This is a genomic window from Streptococcus pseudopneumoniae, from assembly GCF_001070815.1.
Taxonomy (GTDB): Bacteria; Bacillota; Bacilli; order Lactobacillales; family Streptococcaceae; genus Streptococcus; species Streptococcus pseudopneumoniae_P.
This window is the reverse complement of record NZ_JVLX01000055.1, coordinates 1-17,864: the sequence shown is the minus strand read 5'-3', so window position 1 is coordinate 17,864 and position 17,864 is coordinate 1. Positions and strand designations below refer to the sequence as shown.

Genomic DNA, 17,864 nt, shown 5'->3' with positions numbered 1-17,864 from the left:
AGCGATAAAAATCCGTTTTTTGAAGTTTTCAAAGTTCCGAAAACCAAAGGCATTTCGCTTGATAAGTTTGATGAGATTATTGGTTGCTTCCAATTTGGCGTTGGAATAGGGTAGTTGAAGGGCGTTGACAATCTTTTCGTTATCCTTGAGGAAGGTTTTAAAGACAGTCTGAAAAAGAGGATGAACCTGCTTTAGATTGTCCTCAATAAGTCCGAAGAATTTGTCAGGTTCCTTGTTCTGAAAGTGAAAAAGCAAGAGTTGATAGAGATTGTAGTGGTGTTTCAACTCTTCTGAATAGCTCAAAAGCTTGTCTAGAATTTCTTTATTTGTTAAGTGCATACGAAAAGTAGGGCGATAAAATCGCTTATCACTGAGTTTACGACTATCTTGTTGAATGAGTTTCCAGTAACGCTTGATAGCCTTGTATTCATGGGATTTTCGCTCAAACTGATTCATAATTTGGACACGCACACGACTCATAGCACGGCTGAGATGTTGGACAATGTGAAAGCGGTCGAGAACGATTTTAGCGTTAGGAAAAAGCTGTTTAGCCAAGTCATAATAAGGACTAAACATATCCATCGTAATGATTTTCACCTGACAACGGACAGCTCTATCGTATCGAAGAAAATGATTTCGGATGATAGCCTGTGTTCTTCCTTCAAGAACGGTGATGATATTGAGATTATCAAAGTCTTGTGCAATGAAACTCATCTTTCCTTTAGTGAAGGCATACTCGTCCCAGGACATAATCTTTGGAAGACGAGAAAAATCATGCTTAAAGTTGAAATCATTGATCTTTCGAATGACAGTTGAAGTTGAAATGGAAAGCTGATGGGCAATATCGGTCATAGAAGTTTTTTCAATCAATTTTTGCGCAATTTTTTGGTTGATAATACGGGGAATTTGATGATTCTTCTTGACGATAGAAGTCTCAGAAACCATCATTTTCGAGCAATGATAGCACTTGAATCGACGCTTTTTAAGGAGGATTCTAGTAGGCATACCAGTTGTTTCAAGGTAAGGAATTTTCGACGGTTTTTGAAAGTCATATTTCTTCATTTGACTTCCGCAATCAGGGCAAGATGGTGCCTCATAATCTAGTTTAGCGATGATTTCTTTGTGAGTATCCCTATTGATGATATCCATAAATTGGATATTAGGGTCTTTGATATCGAGTAGTTTTGTGATAAAATGTAATTGTTCCATATGATTCTTTCTAATGAGTTGTTTCGTCGCTTTTCATTATAGGTCATATGGGACTTTTTTTCTACACAAAAATAGGCTCCATAATATCTATAGGGGATTTACCCACTACAAATATTATAGAGCCCGTTTTTGAGTATTTTAGTTAGAATTATGCTATACTATTTGAAAAGAATCCTGTTTAATGTTCAGGTTTCCTATTAAAAGAAGAATTGGAGTTTGCTTATGAAAGCGATTATAACTGTTGTTGGTAAAGATAAATCTGGAATTGTTGCAGGTGTTTCTGGTAAAATTGCAGAATTGGGTTTGAATATTGATGATATCTCTCAAACTGTCTTGGATGAATATTTCACGATGATGGCTGTCGTCTCTAGTGATGAAAAACAAGATTTCACTTATCTTCGTAATGAATTTGAAGCTTTTGGGCAAACTTTGAATGTGAAAATCAATATTCAGAGTGCAGCGATTTTCGAAGCTATGTATAATATCTAGGAGGTTATCATGGATATTAGACAAGTTACTGAGACCATCGCCATGATTGAGGAGCAAAACTTCGATATCAGAACTATTACCATGGGGATTTCCCTTTTGGACTGTATCAATCCAGATATCAATCGTGCTGCGGAGAAAATTTATCAAAAGATTACGACCAAGGCAGCTAATTTAGTGGCTGTTGGCGATGAAATTGCGGCTGAGTTGGGGATTCCAATCGTTAATAAGCGTGTATCGGTGACTCCTATCTCTTTGATTGGGGCAGCGACAGATGCGACGGACTACGTTGTTCTGGCAAAAGCGCTTGATAAGGCTGCGAAAGAAATCGGTGTGGATTTTATCGGTGGCTTCTCTGCCTTGGTACAAAAGGGGTACCAAAAGGGAGATGAGATTCTCATCAATTCTATTCCTCGTGCTTTGGCTGAAACGGACAAGGTCTGCTCGTCAGTCAATATCGGCTCAACCAAGTCTGGTATCAATATGACGGCTGTCGCAGATATGGGACGAGTTATCAAGGAAACGGCTAATCTATCAGATATGGGGGCGGCCAAGTTGGTTGTATTCGCTAATGCTGTTGAGGACAATCCATTTATGGCGGGTGCCTTCCATGGTGTTGGGGAGGCAGATGTTATCATCAATGTCGGAGTTTCCGGTCCTGGTGTGGTGAAACGTGCCTTGGAAAAAGTTCGTGGACAGAGCTTTGATGTAGTAGCCGAAACAGTTAAGAAAACTGCCTTTAAAATCACTCGTATCGGTCAATTGGTTGGTCAGATGGCCAGTGAAAGACTGGGTGTGGAGTTTGGTATTGTGGACTTGAGTTTGGCGCCAACTCCTGCGGTTGGAGATTCTGTAGCACGTGTCCTTGAGGAAATGGGGCTAGAAACAGTTGGTACGCATGGAACGACGGCTGCTTTAGCTCTCTTGAACGACCAAGTTAAGAAGGGTGGAGTTATGGCCTGTAACCAAGTCGGTGGTTTGTCCGGTGCCTTTATCCCTGTTTCAGAGGATGAAGGAATGATTGCTGCAGTGCAAAATGGTTCTCTTAATTTAGAAAAACTAGAGGCCATGACGGCTATCTGTTCTGTTGGTTTGGATATGATTGCTATTCCGGAGGATACACCTGCTGAAACCATTGCGGCTATGATTGCAGATGAAGCTGCAATTGGTGTTATTAACATGAAAACAACGGCTGTTCGTATCATTCCAAAAGGAAAAGAAGGAGATATGATTGAGTTTGGTGGCCTATTAGGAACTGCACCTGTTATGAAAGTCAATGGGGCTTCGTCTGTCGATTTCATTTCTCGTGGGGGACAAATCCCAGCACCAATTCATAGTTTTAAAAATTAAGAAAATAGGAGAAATTTTAAGTTCTATTTAAGGTTGGATGTGTATACTATAATCATTAAATAAAGACCTCCTAATATTATTTGAAACAGATAACACTGATTTAGTTTGAATTTGATTTTCATCTAATATCTTTATTTAATAGAACTCCTAAACTTTTTCATAATAATCTCCTGCAAAAGTCACCTGTCTGGGTGGCTTTTGTTTTATCATCCATGATATAATAGAAGCAAACGGAGGACGGAAAATGGTAAAAGTACGATTTTATTTGGTACGTCATGGCAAGACTATGTTTAACACGATTGGTCGCGCGCAAGGTTGGAGCGATACTCCTTTAACGGCTGAAGGTGAGCGAGGGATTCAAGAATTAGGAATCGGTTTGCGAGAATCTGGTCTACAGTTTGATCGCGCTTATTCCAGTGATTCTGGCCGCACCATTCAGACAATGGGAATTATTCTTGAAGAACTTGGTTTGCAGGGGAAAATCCCTTATCGCATGGACAAACGTATCAGAGAATGGTGTTTTGGTAGCTTTGACGGAGCTTATGATGGTGATCTTTTCATGGGCATTATTCCTCGTATCTTTAATGTGGATCATGTTCACCAATTGTCTTATGCTGAACTGGCTGAGGGCTTGGTAGAGGTTGATACAGCTGGTTGGGCTGAAGGCTGGGAAAAACTCAGTGGCCGAATCAAGGAAGGTTTTGAAGCGATTGCTAAAGAAATGGAAGAGCAGGGTGGAGGCAACGCTCTTGTTGTCAGCCACGGAATGACCATCGGAACCATTGTTTATCTGATTAATGGCATGCATCCGCATGGTCTCGATAATGGTAGCGTGACGATCCTTGAATATGAGGACGGGCAGTTTAGCGTTGAAGTTGTCGGCGATCGTAGTTACCGAGAACTAGGACGTGAGAAGATAGAAGAAGCCTCTATTTAATCAGTCTAGACTTGCTTGCTATGAAATAGGGATTTGATAGGAATATCAAGATAAGAAAAAACAGCCGAGGGTAATCCTTTCGGCTGTTTTTGATGGGGAAAACTAAAGTGTAATGCTATTGCTTTTAGAGATTTTCATAAACAAGAGCAAGGAACCTACTGTTAGAACAGTCAGGATAGTTGACAAGGCTGCGGCTACACCGTAATTCCCTCTGAGAACCTCTGTATAAATAGCTACAGTCATTGTTCTTGTTTTGACATTGTAGAGGAGGATAGAAGTAGAGAGTTCTGAAATCATTGTGACCCAAGATAGGATAGCTCCAGAAATAATACCAGATAGCATCATTGGAGTTGTAATCTTGGCAAAGGTATTGAGACGGCTACTTCCTAAGCTTTCAGCAGCTTCTTCAATACTTGGGGCTATTTGTTGCAAGCTAGCAACAGATGAGCGAATAGTATAAGGCAATCTTCTGACAGATAGGGACATAATCAAGATGAAAGCTGTCCCTGTAATCATAAGAAATCCACTTCCAAATAGACCAGTATTGAAGGAAGAAATGAAGGCAATCCCTAGAACGGTTCCTGGTACAATATAAGGTACCATACTGAGGCTGTCAATTAAGTTTGTAAACAAATTCCGTTTTCTAACGGCTAGGTAGGAGATAAATGTTGCAAATAGGACAACTAGAACTAAGGCAATCAAAGGGATACGAATGGTATTGAAAATAGCAGATCCCATACGATTGAAAGCTACCTTGTAACTGTTTAGAGAATAGCCTTTGACAAATACCATACCTGATGTTTTTAGGAAAGAAGTATAAATCAAGTAGACTTGAGGTAGAACAGAGAACAAGATAATTCCGTAGACTGTTGCATAAATGGCAACCATTTTTCCTTTTGTAGTTTTTTTAGGCTCAATTGGATGGAGCGAATTCATGCTGAAACTGTAGCGGTTTGAGATGTATTTTTGGAAAAGGAAAATTGCCAAGGCAATGATAATCGCCATAATTGCTAAAGCAGATGCAAAAGCAGAATTTCCTCCAACCTCGCTAATAAATTGGGTATAAATCAGAACAGGGAAAGTCCGATATCCTTCACCAATCAACATAGGCGTTCCAAAGTCTGAGAATGCTCTCATAAATACAAGTAGGGCAGCAGCTAGTAAGGTTGGAACTAGGAGAGGTAAAACAACCGTTACGATACGCTTAAATCCGAAGGACCCCATACTTTCAGCTGCTTCAAGTAGAGAATTGTCAATACTTTTCATTGTCCCAGCAACGTATAGAAATACCAGTGGAAATAGTTGCAGTGTAAAGACAAGTACAATTCCTTTGAATCCATAAATATCAATAGCTGGAAGATGAAGAGTATTTGTCATGAATTTTGTGATGACCCCATTTCGTCCCAGCAAGAGAATCCAGGAGTAGGCTCCCACGAAAGGAGCTGACATGGAAGCAATGATAATCAATATTTGTAGAAATTTCTTTCCCTTGAAGTCATACATGGAAAAAAGATAAGCTAATAGGGTTCCTACAACTAAGGAAGTGACAGTAGCGGTAATAGAAACCTTGAAACTGTTGACAAGTGTCTCAGAGTAGTAGGCTTTACTAAAGAAAGTGACAAAATTAGCTAGTGAGAATTGTCCTTCATGTATGAGTGCTTGCTTGAGCACGGTAACGATAGGATAAACGAGAAAGACAAGATAGGTAAGAAAGATGAAGAAAGAGGAGGCTGTCCAAATATTTAGTTTTTTACGTTCCATGGTTGACTCCTTTTATCAGGTTTTGGGAACCATCTGCAGAAAAGACGTTTAATTTTTGAGTATTGATTCGTAGACGAATACGATCGCCTTTTTGTAGATCTTCTTCAAAAGTTGATTCTTCGCTAACCTGAATTTTTGAGGCAAAGCCTGTTTCAATGAAATACTCCGTATTTAGTCCAAGATAGACGCTATCGCTAATAGTTCCTTCAATATCTCCAGATTCATCTTTGATAAATTCTTCAGGACGAATGCTTACATGAATGGCTTGCTCCTCAGCCTGATCAAGAGCTGGCATTCGAAGGGCATAGCCATCTGAAAAGACGATATAAGCGCCGTCGCTCCGTTTTTCAAGATTGGCAGGGATAATATTTGTGCGTCCGATAAAGGTTGCTACAAACTCATTAGCTGGTTTATGATAGAGTTCTTTTGGCCGACCGATTTGTTGGATGACTCCGTCTTTCATAACAGCAATTTGGTCTGAAATAGCCATAGCTTCTTCTTGGTCGTGGGTCACATAAACGGTTGTAATTCCCACTTCGTGTTGGATTTCTCGAATGGCTTGACGCATATCCAAGCGAAGTTTGGCATCTAGGTTACTAAGTGGCTCGTCCATGAGGAGAACACTTGGATTAACAGCTAAGGCACGTGCCAAGGCGACACGTTGTTGTTGTCCACCACTGAGTTTATCGGGCTTCCGATCCGCATATTGAGCAATTTGCATGAGTTCAAGATACTTATTGGTTTGTTGGACTAATTCCTCTTTTGGAACCTTCTTTTGCTTAAGACCAAAAGCAACATTGTCTCGGACAGTCAAATGTGGGAAAATAGCGTAGTTTTGGAAAACCATCCCGATATTGCGTTTGCTGGGTTCCATATTATTGATTTTTGTATCATCGAAGTAAAATTCTCCGCCTTCGATACTGTTGAAACCTGCAATCATACGAAGAAGGGTCGTTTTCCCACACCCTGAAGGTCCAAGAAGGGTAAAGAGACTTCCTTTTGGAATTGTAATGTTCAAATTCTCAATAACAGGAACATCGTGGTAGATTTTTTTGGCGTTAATAATTTTGATCTCACTCATAGTGAACCTCTTTTACTGTTTAGATTGGATATCTGTAAAGACTTCGTTGTATTTTTTAACGATATCTGATTTATTCTTGATGACATAATCATAATCTTCAGTGAGTGTTTTGATTTTGTCAATTGGTTTCATATTTTCGCTTGTTTTAGCATTTTTACGAACAGGACGGTTAGTAGTGGTTGTACCAAGTGTATCTTGTACTTCTTGAGAGATAATAAAATCGATAAATTTCTTGGCATTTTCCATATTTTTCGCTTTTTTAACGATAGCAGCACTAGCAGGTAGGAAGACGGTTCCTTCTTTTGGATAGACTACCTTAATGTTAGCTCCGTCATTTAAGAGTTTAACTGCTGGATCTTCATAAGAGAGACCAACAGCCATTTCTCCGTCAGCGACTGCTTTATAGACACCAGATGAGCTTGAACCGATTTTCCCATCAATAAGTGTGAAGAGATCTTTTACATAAGACCAAGCTTTATCGTCTTTGTAACCACCTTGAGCTTGTAGCATATTTGTTAATTGAGCAAAGGCGCTAGAAGAGTTTGCTGGGTCAGCAGTTGCGATTTTTCCTTTTAGTTCAGGTTTGAGAAGGTCGCTATATCCTTCGATGTTCATGCCTTTTGTTAAATCAGGATTGACGATTAAAACACTACCATCTAGTGTATAAGGAGTAGAGTATCCAGTTGTGTTTTGATATTCTTTGATAACATTATCATTTTCTTTTGAAGTATAGTTTTCAAAGAGTTCTCCGTGGGTAGCATATTGTGTATAAGAACCACCAAAGATGACATCGGCTACAGGAGCTTCTTTTTCTGACTCTAGTTTTTTGAAAAGTTCTCCAGTACCAGCTTGAATCAGTTCTACTTTGATACCATATTTTTCTTCAAAGGCAGGAATAGTTGCTCCGATTAAGCCCTCTGAGTTTGGTGAATAAACGACTAGCGAACCGCCGTCTCCTTTATCAGATGAACCGCCATCGGCAGATTCATTAGAAGAACAAGCAGCAAGACCAAAAAGAGCTAGTCCGCAAGCAGCATAATACATCCATTTCTTTTTCATGATGGATACCTCCGTTGTGTTATTTAAGTTTATTTTAAAACAATGTAAGCGTTTTTAAAACCGATAATTCTATTCTATTAGAGTAAAATTCTCTACAAAAACGGAAGTAATCTTTTTGATTTTATAGCAGGGTTTGACAGTTAATCACTGGTAAGTCAAATTTTATTTTTTAGATTGGATATCTGTAAAAATATCATTGTACTTTTTAAGAATAGTAGATTTATTTTTAATGACATAATCGGAATCTTCAGTGGCAATATTGATTTCTGTCATAGCTTTCATATTTTTATTGGTTCTAGCATTTTTACGAATGGGTCTGATTGTTGTTTCAGTTCCTAGCTTATCTTGAATTTCTTGAGAAAGGAGGAAATCGATAAATTTCTTAGCGTTTTCCATATGTTTGGCGTTTTTGACGATAGCCGCGTTACCAGGTAAAAAGACGGTTCCTTCTTTTGGATAAATGACTTTTACATCAACTCCGTCGTTTAAAAGTTTTAAGGCAGGATCTTCATAGGTGAGCCCTACAGCCATTTCTCCATCGGCGACAGCTTTGTAAACATTTGAAGAGCTAGATGCAATCTTTCCATCTACTAGGGTAAATAGATTTTTCACATAGGTCCAAGCTTGTTCATTTTCGTATCCACCTTGATCGACAAGCATGTTTGTTAATTGTGCAAAGGCGCTAGATGCGTTACTTGGATCAGCAGTAGCAATTTTTCCTTTTAATTTAGGATTGAGCAGATCATTGTAGCCTTCAATTTTAATATCTTTTGTAAGGGCTGAATTGGCAATGATGACACTGACATCAAGTGTATAAGGCGTGTAGAATCCTGTTTTATTTTGATATTCAGGGATTATCTGGTCATTTTCTTGGGAAATATAAGGTTCAAAAAGATTTTCGTTAGAAGAGAAGAGGGCGTAGGAGCCTCCGAAAATGACATCAGCTACAGGGGATTCTTTTTCGGCCTCAGCTTTTTTGAACAATTCACCAGTGCTGGCTTGTACTAAATCAACCTTAATACCATATTTTTCTTCGAAGGCTGGGACTGTTTCTTCGATAAGGTCTTCAGGGTTAGGCGAGTAGACAACCAAAGTGCTATCTGAATCTTTTTCAGTGCTAGTTTCCGCTTCTATAGGTGAAGAACATCCTGATAAAGAAAGGAATATCCAGCCACAAGAGAGAAAGAATAGTATTTTTTTCATAAGTATCTCCTTTTTTACGAACATTTTCTCTACCTAGATTATTAATGTTTTCAAATTGTAGAGTTCTACAGGATATAATAAAAACCTTAAAGAAATCTAAAACGGGAAATATGAGTTAAAGACGCTAGGGGAAGAAAATACAAGAAACAAATAATTGATAGAAGTTAGCTCCAAATGAGGGCTAATTTTTATACTGCTACATAAGCTGGATTTGCGATTCGGTCTTTCTTGCCATCCAAGTCCAAAAGAACATTTCTCGTCTTTCAAATTCCCTCAAAAATGGTATAATAGTAACATCACAAAATTGGAGAGAGACCATGAGTTTTTACAATCATAAAGAAATTGAGCCTAAGTGGCAGGGCTACTGGGCAGAACATCATACATTTAAGACAGGAACAGATGCATCAAAACCGAAGTTTTATGCTCTTGATATGTTCCCTTATCCGTCTGGAGCGGGTCTGCACGTAGGACACCCAGAAGGCTACACAGCAACTGATATCCTCAGCCGTTACAAACGTGCGCAAGGCTACAATGTCCTTCACCCAATGGGATGGGATGCCTTTGGGTTGCCCGCAGAGCAATACGCTATGGATACGGGGAATGACCCAGCAGAATTTACAGCGGAAAACATTGCCAACTTCAAACGTCAAATCAATGCGCTTGGATTTTCTTATGACTGGGACCGTGAAGTTAACACAACAGATCCAAACTACTACAAGTGGACTCAGTGGATTTTCACTAAGCTTTACGAAAAGGGCTTGGCCTATGAAGCGGAAGTGCCAGTAAACTGGGTTGAAGAATTGGGAACTGCCATCGCCAACGAAGAGGTTCTTCCTGATGGAACTTCTGAGCGTGGTGGCTATCCTGTTGTCCGCAAACCAATGCGTCAATGGATGCTTAAAATTACAGCCTATGCAGAACGCTTGCTTAATGACTTGGATGAGTTGGATTGGCCAGAGTCTATCAAGGACATGCAACGCAACTGGATTGGTAAATCAACTGGTGCCAATGTAACCTTCAAAGTTAAGGGAACAGACAAGGAATTCACAGTCTTTACGACTCGTCCTGACACCCTTTTCGGTGCTACTTTCACTGTCTTGGCTCCTGAGCATGACTTGGTTGACGCCATCACAAGCCCAGAGCAAGCAGAGGCTGTAGCAGACTACAAACATCAAGCTAGTCTCAAGTCTGACTTGGCTCGTACCGACCTTGCTAAGGAAAAAACAGGAGTTTGGACTGGTGCTTATGCTATTAACCCTGTTAATGGCAAGGAAATTCCAATCTGGATTGCGGACTATGTTCTTGCTAGTTATGGAACAGGTGCTGTCATGGCTGTTCCTGCCCATGACCAGCGTGACTGGGAATTTGCCAACCAATTTGACCTTCCAATCGTAGAAGTACTTGAAGGTGGAAACGTAGCAGAAGCTGCCTACACAGAAGATGGACCTCATGTCAATTCAGACTTCCTAGATGGATTGAACAAAGAAGACGCTATTGCTAAGATTGTGGCTTGGTTGGAAGAAAAAGGCTGTGGACAAGAGAAGGTTACTTACCGTCTCCGCGACTGGCTCTTTAGCCGCCAACGTTATTGGGGTGAGCCAATTCCTATTATTCATTGGGAAGATGGAACTTCAACAGCTGTTCCTGAAAATGAATTGCCACTTGTCTTGCCTGTAACCAAGGACATCCGTCCTTCAGGTACTGGAGAAAGTCCGCTAGCTAACTTGACAGACTGGCTTGAAGTGACTCGTGAAGATGGCGTTAAGGGTCGTCGCGAGACCAACACAATGCCACAATGGGCAGGTTCAAGCTGGTACTACCTCCGCTATATTGACCCGCACAATACTGAGAAATTGGCCGATGAGGAGCTCCTCAAACAATGGTTGCCAGTAGATATCTACGTGGGTGGTGCAGAGCATGCCGTTCTTCACTTGCTTTATGCTCGTTTCTGGCACAAATTCCTCTATGACCTCGGTGTTGTTCCAACTAAGGAACCATTCCAAAAACTCTTTAACCAAGGGATGATTTTGGGAACCAGCTACCGTGACCACCGTGGGGCTCTTGTGGCGACTGACAAGGTTGAAAAACGTGACGGTTCCTTCTTCCATGTAGAAACAGGTGAAGAGTTAGAGCAAGCGCCAGCTAAGATGTCTAAATCGCTCAAGAACGTGGTTAACCCTGACGATGTGGTGGAACAATACGGTGCCGATACCCTTCGTGTTTATGAAATGTTTATGGGACCACTTGATGCTTCGATTGCTTGGTCAGAAGAAGGTCTGGAAGGAAGCCGTAAGTTCCTTGACCGTGTTTACCGCTTGATTACAAGTAAAGAAATAGCTGCGGAAAACAATGGCGCTCTTGACAAAGTTTACAACGAAACTGTTAAAGCTGTCACAGAACAAATCGAATCCCTCAAATTCAACACAGCCATTGCCCAACTTATGGTCTTTGTCAATGCAGCTAACAAGGAAGACAAGCTTTATGCAGACTACGCCAAAGGCTTTATCCAATTGATTGCACCATTTGCGCCTCACTTGGCAGAAGAGCTCTGGCAAACAGTTGCAGCAACAGGTGAGTCAATCTCTTATGTGGCTTGGCCAACTTGGGACGAAAGCAAATTGGTTGAAGACGAAATCGAAATTGTCGTCCAAATCAAAGGTAAAGTCCGTGCCAAACTCATGGTCGCTAAAGACCTATCACGAGAAGAATTGCAAGAAATTGCTCTAGCGGATGAAAAAGTCAAAGCAGAAATTGACGGTAAGGACATCGTGAAAGTAATTGCGGTACCGAATAAATTGGTTAACATTGTTGTGAAATAAGAAATGAATCCTTCAGAGTAGAATCTGGAGGATTTTTTATTTGACAGGAAGTTTCTGTTTTGTTAATATGATTAACAAAGGAAAGAAAGATTATGGATAAAAAAGAATTTATTGCATTTAATAATCGTTTCAATAGATTTATTTTAGCGTTTGATCAGTTAAAAAAAAATCAACATAAAAGTGGTGTTGACAAATCCGTTACGTTGAATGAGGTACATTTGATTGTTGCGATTGGGAAAAATCAGCCCTTAAATCTAGTAAAATTATCTGAATTATTAGAAGTTTCAAGAAGTGCAATAACTCAAAGTGTTAGGAGATTGATTCAAAAAAATTTAGTTGTTTTTGATTTTGACCCGAATAATGGGAAAAATAAATATTTGAGATTATCTGAAAAAGGCATCGAAATTTTTAAAATCCATAAGGAGCAACAAGCATATATTGAAAAATCAATCTTTTCAGTTTTAAACAACTATAGTGAGGTGGAACTTAAAACAGTTGTGAAATTGATGGATGATATTGAAAAGGTGTGGGGAGAATTACCGTGGTAAAAGTCACGGTAAATTTCAAATATAATTGTTAAGCGAGTTAACAAAAAGGAGAAGATATGACTGTAAACATAGAACTGATTTCACAAACAGATTTAGCAGATGAATCTTTTTATATTGCTATCAATGGTTTAGAACCAAGGGCAATGTATTGTGTAGAAATGTACCTGTCTGATTATTACTGTATAAATGCTCCCTTGCTTTTAGATCATGATGTTATATGGAAATCAACCGCAATTTTTTTATCTGATCAGGACGGTATGATTGATACCTCTCAGACAGCATCTATTTCGGGATCTTATAAAGGGGTTTCAGAAATGGGATTATTCTTTAATGCGAAACCGTTGAAGAATAGGAAAAGGAGATTACCGAGTTCTCTTGATAGAATTCCATTACGAGATTGTTTTGGTGTTGAAATTAAAATCAAGCTGGGGAAAGATGTGGTCGCGGAGCAAAGTTTCGTAAGGCGTTATATGAATCTAGGAGTAAGATATCAAGATATCTATGACAAGCATTTTCAAGGTCGATTATTCTATGATGAAAAGTTAAGAAGGGCGCCAGCCGTGATTATTGTTAGCGGTAGTGAGGGAAGAATTGAAAAAGCTCAGAATATTGCCCAACTTTTATCTTCAAGAGGCTATATTTGTCTTGCAATAGCTTATTTTGGTTTAGAGGGATTATCTCAAAATTTAGAACGAATTCCGATAGAATGTCTGGAAGAGGCGAAAGATTTTCTATACCATCATCCTCAAGTTGATAATACAAAAATAGGAATATATGGTCGCTCTAAAGGAGCAGAGCTTGTTCTGGCTGGACAAAGTATTTTGGAAGATGTGCAATGTTTGGTACTCAATTCCCCCTCAAATGTAATATTTGAGGGAATAAAGGGAAAACTAAACTCTCATTCATCTTCTTGGACATATTTGCAAAAAGAACTTCCGTATCAAAAATTTCAGTTAGGAAATTATTTGTTAAACAAGTTTTTTGGAAAACACATTCCTGAAGATAGTAGGGCTCAGATTGATGTGAGTAAAATTGCCTCTCCTTTATTATTACTAGGAAGTGATGTTGATGAAATATGGAATGCATCATCCGCGATAGATGATATTATTTCACAATATAAAGGGGAATCCATTTTGTTTAAAAAATATCATGAAACAGGGCATATGTTGACGATTGCTTATCAACCGAATCATCGTTATCGAAAAGATTGGCGCTTATTAATGAAAGAAAGTGTAGACTCATGGTTTGCCACGATAAATTATTTTGATACACATCTGAAAAATTTGTAGATAGTGCTGAACCGTACTATAATAGTCCCAACTAAGATAAAAACACAGTTCTGGTTGGTAGTCCAGTCTAAAAAAGCAATTGTTCAAACAAGAGAGATTTGAACTCAAACAGTAAAAACGTAGAGAGAAGCATAAGGGACATTAACTCACTCGTTCCCATATTTGATTATTCCTCCATAAAGTGGATGGATGATTTTTATAAGAGGAGTTTGCATTATTGAATAGAAAACCAAGTGTTTCCTAAAATTTTCATTGAGATATGTTATACTATATTCAATAAGTGAATAAGGAGAAAGCTATGCCAGTAAATGAATATGATCAGATGATTGGGGAGTCAATGGAAGGTTATACACCGGGCGAATTGCCTTCTATTGGTTTCTTAGAAGGGCGTTATGCTAGGGTAGAGGCTCTTTCGGTGGAAAAGCATGCGGATGATTTATTAGCTGTTTATGGTCCAGATACTCCGCGGGAGATGTGGACTTACCTCTTTCAGGAACCAGTGGCAGATATGGAGGAGCTGGTTAGCCTTTTAAATCAGATGTTGGCTCGTAAGGATCGCTTTTACTATGCAATTATAGACAAGGAAACTGGTAAGGCTTTGGGAACATTTTCTCTCATGCGCATTGACCAGAATAATCGAGTGATAGAAGTGGGAGCGGTCACTTTTTCTCCAGAACTCAGGGGAACACGAATAGGGACAGAAGCTCAGTATCTCTTGGCACGTTATGTTTTTGAGGAGCTTAACTATCGTCGCTACGAATGGAAATGTGATTCTCTTAATCTGCCATCCAGACGAGCTGCGGAGCGTTTGGGATTTGTTTATGAAGGAACCTTCCGCCAGGCAGTCGTTTATAAGGGGCGTACTAGGGATACGGATTGGTTGTCTATGATTGATAAGGACTGGCCTCAAGTCAAAGCTCGATTGGAAGCATGGTTGGCTCCTGAAAATTTTGATAAAAATGGACGGCAGTACAAGAGCTTGAGAGAGTTTTAAGAGGTGTTGACATGATCACTATTAAAAAGCAAGAATTTGTCAAGCTAGAGGATGTTTTGCATCTCTATCAGGCTGTCGGTTGGACAAATTATACCGATCAATCAGAGATGCTGGAGCAGGCCTTATCTCATTCATTAGCGATTTATGTGGCGCTTGATGATGATACTGTGGTGGGCTTGATTCGTTTGGTTGGAGATGGATTCTCATCAGTACTGGTTCAGGATTTAATCGTTTTACCTATCTATCAGCGTCAAGGGATTGGTAGTGCCCTAATGAAAGAGGTTTTAGAGGATTACAAAGATGTCTATCAAGTTCAGCTGGTGACAGAAGAGACAGAAAGAACCTTGGGCTTCTATCGTTCTATGGGCTTTGAAATCTTATCCACCTATAATTGTATAGGAATGACTTGGATGAATCGAGAAAAATAATAAAATTTGTTTTTTATTAAGCAAAATTTAAGGATGGTCTAGTATTATATAGTCATTAAATAAAGACCTCCTAACTTTATTTAATGAAATCCTAAAACTTTTTTCATCATAATCTCCTAATGAAGCCACCCAATCAGGTGGCTTTTTTCGTGGATAGGTGATGGTGATAGATTTTTTTTGCAAAATAGTAAAATTTGAGAAAAGTTAAGCTAGTTTTAAGCTTTGTCTTGTATCATATAGTTATTAAATAAAGACCTCCTAACTTTATTTAATAAAATCCTAAACTTTTCTTTTTCATAATAATCTCCCTTAACTCCACCCAATCAGGTGGAGTTTTTTGGCTCTATTTCAGGATTTTGGGGACTATTCTAAAAATCATTTTCCGATATTTTTCGGATTTTGGTCGGGGAATTGGCGGGGACTTTTTTTAGCGAATATGACTAATAAATAGGTCTGTTGTCGCTTCAGCTACTTCAAACTCAATTTGATTGTAAGTGACTGTTAATTGAAGGACTGGAACTGCTGTAATAATGTTCTTGGTTGTCGAGGAGTGAGTCATCATATTGTTGTACAGCGGTTAAAGCTTGCGAAGCTGAGAATGTAAATCTTTGACGAAATGTGTGAACTGTGGGATAATGAAAGAGAATTAAGTATTGTGTCTATATCATAGGCTAGAAAAGACCTCAAGCTAACTTCCACATTAAGCTTGAGGTCTTTTTTGACACTATTTGTCCTTGTTTAGCCATTTATCGACTAATCGAAGAACGACACCGACCACAATTGGTCCGATGATAGTTTTAAGTATTGTATCCATCATGGGCTATCTCACCTCTTCTCGCAGGCGGTGAAGCAGTGACTTAGAATAAAGTGCCAAACTCGGGAGTCACCCAATCGGGTGGCTTTTTTGTTTGTGGCTTGGTTTTTTGATATAATAGAGCCATGAGTAGAATTTTAGATAATGAGATAATGGGGGACGAGGAGCTAGTAGAACGCACGCTCCGTCCTCAGTATTTACGTGAATATATCGGGCAGGATAAGGTTAAGGACCAGCTTCAAATCTTTATCGAAGCCGCTAAAATGCGGGATGAAGCGCTGGATCATGTCCTCCTTTTCGGGCCTCCAGGTTTGGGGAAGACGACCATGGCCTTTGTTATTGCCAATGAACTGGGAGTTAATCTCAAGCAGACGTCGGGTCCTGTTATCGAAAAAGCTGGTGATCTGGTAGCGATTTTGAATGACTTAGAGCCTGGGGATGTCCTCTTTATTGATGAAATTCACCGCTTGCCTATGTCGGTGGAAGAGGTGCTTTATAGTGCGATGGAGGACTTTTACATCGATATTATGATTGGGGCTGGTGAGGGTAGTCGTAGTGTTCATTTGGAGTTACCACCTTTTACCTTGATTGGTGCGACGACTCGGGCTGGTATGCTGTCAAATCCTCTACGGGCACGTTTTGGGATTACGGGGCATATGGAATACTATGCCCATGCTGACTTGACAGAAATTGTTGAGCGGACGGCAGATATTTTTGAGATGGAAATTACTCATGAGGCAGCTTCTGAGCTGGCCTTGCGTAGTCGTGGAACCCCTCGTATTGCCAATCGTCTCCTCAAGCGCGTGCGCGATTTTGCCCAGATAATGGGGAATGGGGTTATCGATGATCTTATTACTGATAAGGCTTTGACTATGCTGGATGTTGACCATGAAGGTTTGGACTATGTGGATCAAAAAATCCTTCGCACCATGATTGAGATGTACGGTGGTGGCCCTGTCGGATTAGGGACTCTCTCTGTCAATATTGCCGAGGAGCGCGAGACGGTGGAAGACATGTATGAGCCCTACTTGATTCAAAAAGGTTTTATCATGCGGACACGTTCTGGACGGGTGGCGACTGCTAAGGCATATGAGCATTTAGGGTATGAATATATTGAAAAATAAGGCTGAAATTTTAGACTCTTTCAGAGAAAATCCGGATATGATGGCTATTTTGACTATCATCCGAAACCTTGGTCTGAAAGATTCTTGGTTGGCAGCAGGTTCTGTCAGAAATTTTATCTGGAATCTCTTGTCAGAGAGACCAGCATTTGATCTTGAAACAGATGTAGATGTGATTTTCTTTGATCCGGATATTTCTTATGAGGAAACCTTGTTCCTAGAGAAAAAGTTGAGAGCGGATTTTCCTCAGTATCAGTGGGAATTGAAAAATCAGGTCTATATGCACCAGCACAGCCCTCATACTGCTCCCTATAGCAGCTCTTGTGATGCTATGAGTAAGTATCCAGAACGATGTACGGCTGTTGGACTGCGCTTGAATGAAAAATCCGTTTTGGAACTCTTTACTCCATACGGTTTGGAGGATATTTTGAATTTTCAAGTTCGTCCAACTCCTCATTTTTTAGAGAATCAAGACCGAATGGTTCTCTATCGAACACGTCTATCCAAGAAAAATTGGCAGGAGAAATGGAAAAATTTGATTTTAAAAAATACTTAAGGAAACTTTAAGCTAGGAAGTGTATACTAAGTCCATAAGTTAAGAAGACCTTAACTTAAACTCCTAAAACTTTTTCATAATAATCTCCCTATAAAAAATAGAGTCGCCCAATCAGGCGGCTTATTTTTTTGAAAAATGGGCTTGGTGCCTGAGAATAATACTCAATGAAAATCAAAGAGCAAACTAGGAAGCTAGCCGCAGGCTGTACT

At 39.6% G+C, this 17,864-nt stretch carries 17 protein-coding genes; 10 read left to right on the top strand and 7 right to left on the bottom strand.

The genetic code is table 11. The features are described from left to right. Positions 1–1,209: ISL3 family transposase (locus ADG81_RS06580; protein WP_049551264.1), on the bottom strand; the 1,209-nt coding region annotated here is incomplete at its 3' end. Positions 1,210–1,431: 222 nt separating this feature from the next. Here ADG81_RS06580 and ADG81_RS06575 point away from each other — a divergent pair. The 3 genes from ADG81_RS06575 (at position 1,432) to ADG81_RS06565 (ending at position 3,982) form a co-directional block, all read left to right on the top strand. Then, positions 1,432–1,698, top strand: coding sequence for an ACT domain-containing protein (locus ADG81_RS06575; RefSeq protein ID WP_000644124.1), 267 nt, complete (start codon positions 1,432–1,434; stop codon positions 1,696–1,698). 9 nt (positions 1,699–1,707) lie between these two features. Then, a complete protein-coding gene (locus ADG81_RS06570) occupies positions 1,708–3,045 on the top strand; it encodes a PFL family protein (RefSeq protein WP_049551263.1) in 1,338 nt (445 codons plus the stop codon). Between the two features lie 244 nt (positions 3,046–3,289). Continuing rightward, entirely contained in the window at positions 3,290–3,982 is a 693-nt protein-coding gene (locus ADG81_RS06565; RefSeq protein WP_049551262.1) for a histidine phosphatase family protein, read from the top strand. A 102-nt stretch (positions 3,983–4,084) separates the two neighbouring features. Here the strand turns inward: ADG81_RS06565 and ADG81_RS06560 are convergent, their stop codons facing one another. The 4 genes from ADG81_RS06560 to ADG81_RS06545 form a co-directional block, all read right to left on the bottom strand. Further along, positions 4,085–5,743 carry an ABC transporter permease gene (locus ADG81_RS06560; RefSeq protein ID WP_049551261.1) on the bottom strand — a complete coding sequence of 553 codons (1,659 nt, stop codon included), beginning with the start codon at positions 5,741–5,743 and terminating at the stop codon, positions 4,085–4,087. Further along, on the bottom strand, positions 5,733–6,824 hold the full coding sequence (locus ADG81_RS06555; protein WP_033685580.1) for an ABC transporter ATP-binding protein: 1,092 nt from the start codon (positions 6,822–6,824) through the stop codon (positions 5,733–5,735). The genes ADG81_RS06560 and ADG81_RS06555 overlap by 11 nt, the downstream gene beginning before the upstream one ends. Before the next feature lie 12 nt (positions 6,825–6,836). Beyond that, positions 6,837–7,883 carry an ABC transporter substrate-binding protein gene (locus tag ADG81_RS06550; protein WP_000731166.1) on the bottom strand — a complete coding sequence of 349 codons (1,047 nt, stop codon included), beginning with the start codon at positions 7,881–7,883 and terminating at the stop codon, positions 6,837–6,839. Between the two features lie 162 nt (positions 7,884–8,045). Then, entirely contained in the window at positions 8,046–9,086 is a 1,041-nt protein-coding gene (locus ADG81_RS06545) for an ABC transporter substrate-binding protein (RefSeq protein ID WP_049551260.1), read from the bottom strand. 317 nt (positions 9,087–9,403) lie between these two features. On the opposite strand from ADG81_RS06545, the gene leuS reads away from it, so the two are divergent. The 5 genes from leuS (at position 9,404) to ADG81_RS06520 (ending at position 15,164) form a co-directional block, all read left to right on the top strand. Beyond that, positions 9,404–11,905, top strand: coding sequence for a leucine--tRNA ligase (gene leuS / locus ADG81_RS06540; RefSeq protein WP_049551259.1), 2,502 nt, complete (start codon positions 9,404–9,406; stop codon positions 11,903–11,905). A 92-nt stretch (positions 11,906–11,997) separates the two neighbouring features. Beyond that, positions 11,998–12,453, top strand: coding sequence for a MarR family winged helix-turn-helix transcriptional regulator (locus tag ADG81_RS06535; protein WP_049551258.1), 456 nt, complete (start codon positions 11,998–12,000; stop codon positions 12,451–12,453). A gap of 56 nt (positions 12,454–12,509) precedes the next feature. Beyond that, positions 12,510–13,742 (top strand): acyl-CoA thioesterase/BAAT N-terminal domain-containing protein, encoded by a 1,233-nt coding sequence (locus ADG81_RS06530; RefSeq protein WP_049551257.1) that lies wholly within the window; start codon positions 12,510–12,512, stop codon positions 13,740–13,742. 298 nt (positions 13,743–14,040) lie between these two features. After that, positions 14,041–14,736 (top strand): GNAT family N-acetyltransferase, encoded by a 696-nt coding sequence (locus ADG81_RS06525; protein ID WP_049551256.1) that lies wholly within the window; start codon positions 14,041–14,043, stop codon positions 14,734–14,736. A gap of 11 nt (positions 14,737–14,747) precedes the next feature. Continuing rightward, on the top strand, positions 14,748–15,164 hold the full coding sequence (locus ADG81_RS06520; RefSeq protein WP_020902700.1) for a GNAT family N-acetyltransferase: 417 nt from the start codon (positions 14,748–14,750) through the stop codon (positions 15,162–15,164). Positions 15,165–15,591: 427 nt separating this feature from the next. On the opposite strand, the gene ADG81_RS10125 is transcribed toward ADG81_RS06520, so the two are convergent. Further along, a complete protein-coding gene (locus ADG81_RS10125) occupies positions 15,592–15,726 on the bottom strand; it encodes a hypothetical protein (protein ID WP_257960423.1) in 135 nt (44 codons plus the stop codon). A 162-nt stretch (positions 15,727–15,888) separates the two neighbouring features. Beyond that, positions 15,889–15,981 (bottom strand): type I toxin-antitoxin system Fst family toxin, encoded by a 93-nt coding sequence (locus ADG81_RS06515; RefSeq protein ID WP_000969509.1) that lies wholly within the window; start codon positions 15,979–15,981, stop codon positions 15,889–15,891. A gap of 122 nt (positions 15,982–16,103) precedes the next feature. On the opposite strand from ADG81_RS06515, the gene ruvB reads away from it, so the two are divergent. Next, positions 16,104–17,102 (top strand): Holliday junction branch migration DNA helicase RuvB, encoded by a 999-nt coding sequence (ruvB, locus tag ADG81_RS06510; RefSeq protein ID WP_025169652.1) that lies wholly within the window; start codon positions 16,104–16,106, stop codon positions 17,100–17,102. Further along, positions 17,083–17,655, top strand: a complete 573-nt coding sequence (locus tag ADG81_RS06505) for a nucleotidyltransferase family protein (protein ID WP_049502636.1) — start codon at positions 17,083–17,085, stop codon at positions 17,653–17,655. The genes ruvB and ADG81_RS06505 overlap by 20 nt, the downstream gene beginning before the upstream one ends. The last annotated feature ends 209 nt before the right edge of the window (positions 17,656–17,864 follow it).

Excerpts from the sequence above, each read along its gene's own strand:
- ADG81_RS06575 (WP_000644124.1), top strand. The coding sequence starts at position 1,432 with ATGAAAGCGATTATAACTGTTGTTGGTAAAGATAAATCTGGAATTGTT.
- ADG81_RS06570 (WP_049551263.1), top strand. The coding sequence starts at position 1,708 with ATGGATATTAGACAAGTTACTGAGACCATCGCCATGATTGAGGAGCAA.
- ADG81_RS06565 (WP_049551262.1), top strand. The coding sequence starts at position 3,290 with ATGGTAAAAGTACGATTTTATTTGGTACGTCATGGCAAGACTATGTTT.
- ADG81_RS06560 (WP_049551261.1), bottom strand. The coding sequence starts at position 5,743 with ATGGAACGTAAAAAACTAAATATTTGGACAGCCTCCTCTTTCTTCATC.
- ADG81_RS06555 (WP_033685580.1), bottom strand. The coding sequence starts at position 6,824 with ATGAGTGAGATCAAAATTATTAACGCCAAAAAAATCTACCACGATGTT.
- ADG81_RS06550 (WP_000731166.1), bottom strand. The coding sequence starts at position 7,883 with ATGAAAAAGAAATGGATGTATTATGCTGCTTGCGGACTAGCTCTTTTT.
- ADG81_RS06545 (WP_049551260.1), bottom strand. The coding sequence starts at position 9,086 with ATGAAAAAAATACTATTCTTTCTCTCTTGTGGCTGGATATTCCTTTCT.
- leuS (WP_049551259.1), top strand. The coding sequence starts at position 9,404 with ATGAGTTTTTACAATCATAAAGAAATTGAGCCTAAGTGGCAGGGCTAC.
- ADG81_RS06535 (WP_049551258.1), top strand. The coding sequence starts at position 11,998 with ATGGATAAAAAAGAATTTATTGCATTTAATAATCGTTTCAATAGATTT.
- ADG81_RS06530 (WP_049551257.1), top strand. The coding sequence starts at position 12,510 with ATGACTGTAAACATAGAACTGATTTCACAAACAGATTTAGCAGATGAA.
- ADG81_RS06525 (WP_049551256.1), top strand. The coding sequence starts at position 14,041 with ATGCCAGTAAATGAATATGATCAGATGATTGGGGAGTCAATGGAAGGT.
- ADG81_RS06520 (WP_020902700.1), top strand. The coding sequence starts at position 14,748 with ATGATCACTATTAAAAAGCAAGAATTTGTCAAGCTAGAGGATGTTTTG.
- ADG81_RS10125 (WP_257960423.1), bottom strand. The coding sequence starts at position 15,726 with ATGATGACTCACTCCTCGACAACCAAGAACATTATTACAGCAGTTCCA.
- ADG81_RS06515 (WP_000969509.1), bottom strand. The coding sequence starts at position 15,981 with ATGATGGATACAATACTTAAAACTATCATCGGACCAATTGTGGTCGGT.
- ruvB (WP_025169652.1), top strand. The coding sequence starts at position 16,104 with ATGAGTAGAATTTTAGATAATGAGATAATGGGGGACGAGGAGCTAGTA.
- ADG81_RS06505 (WP_049502636.1), top strand. The coding sequence starts at position 17,083 with ATGAATATATTGAAAAATAAGGCTGAAATTTTAGACTCTTTCAGAGAA.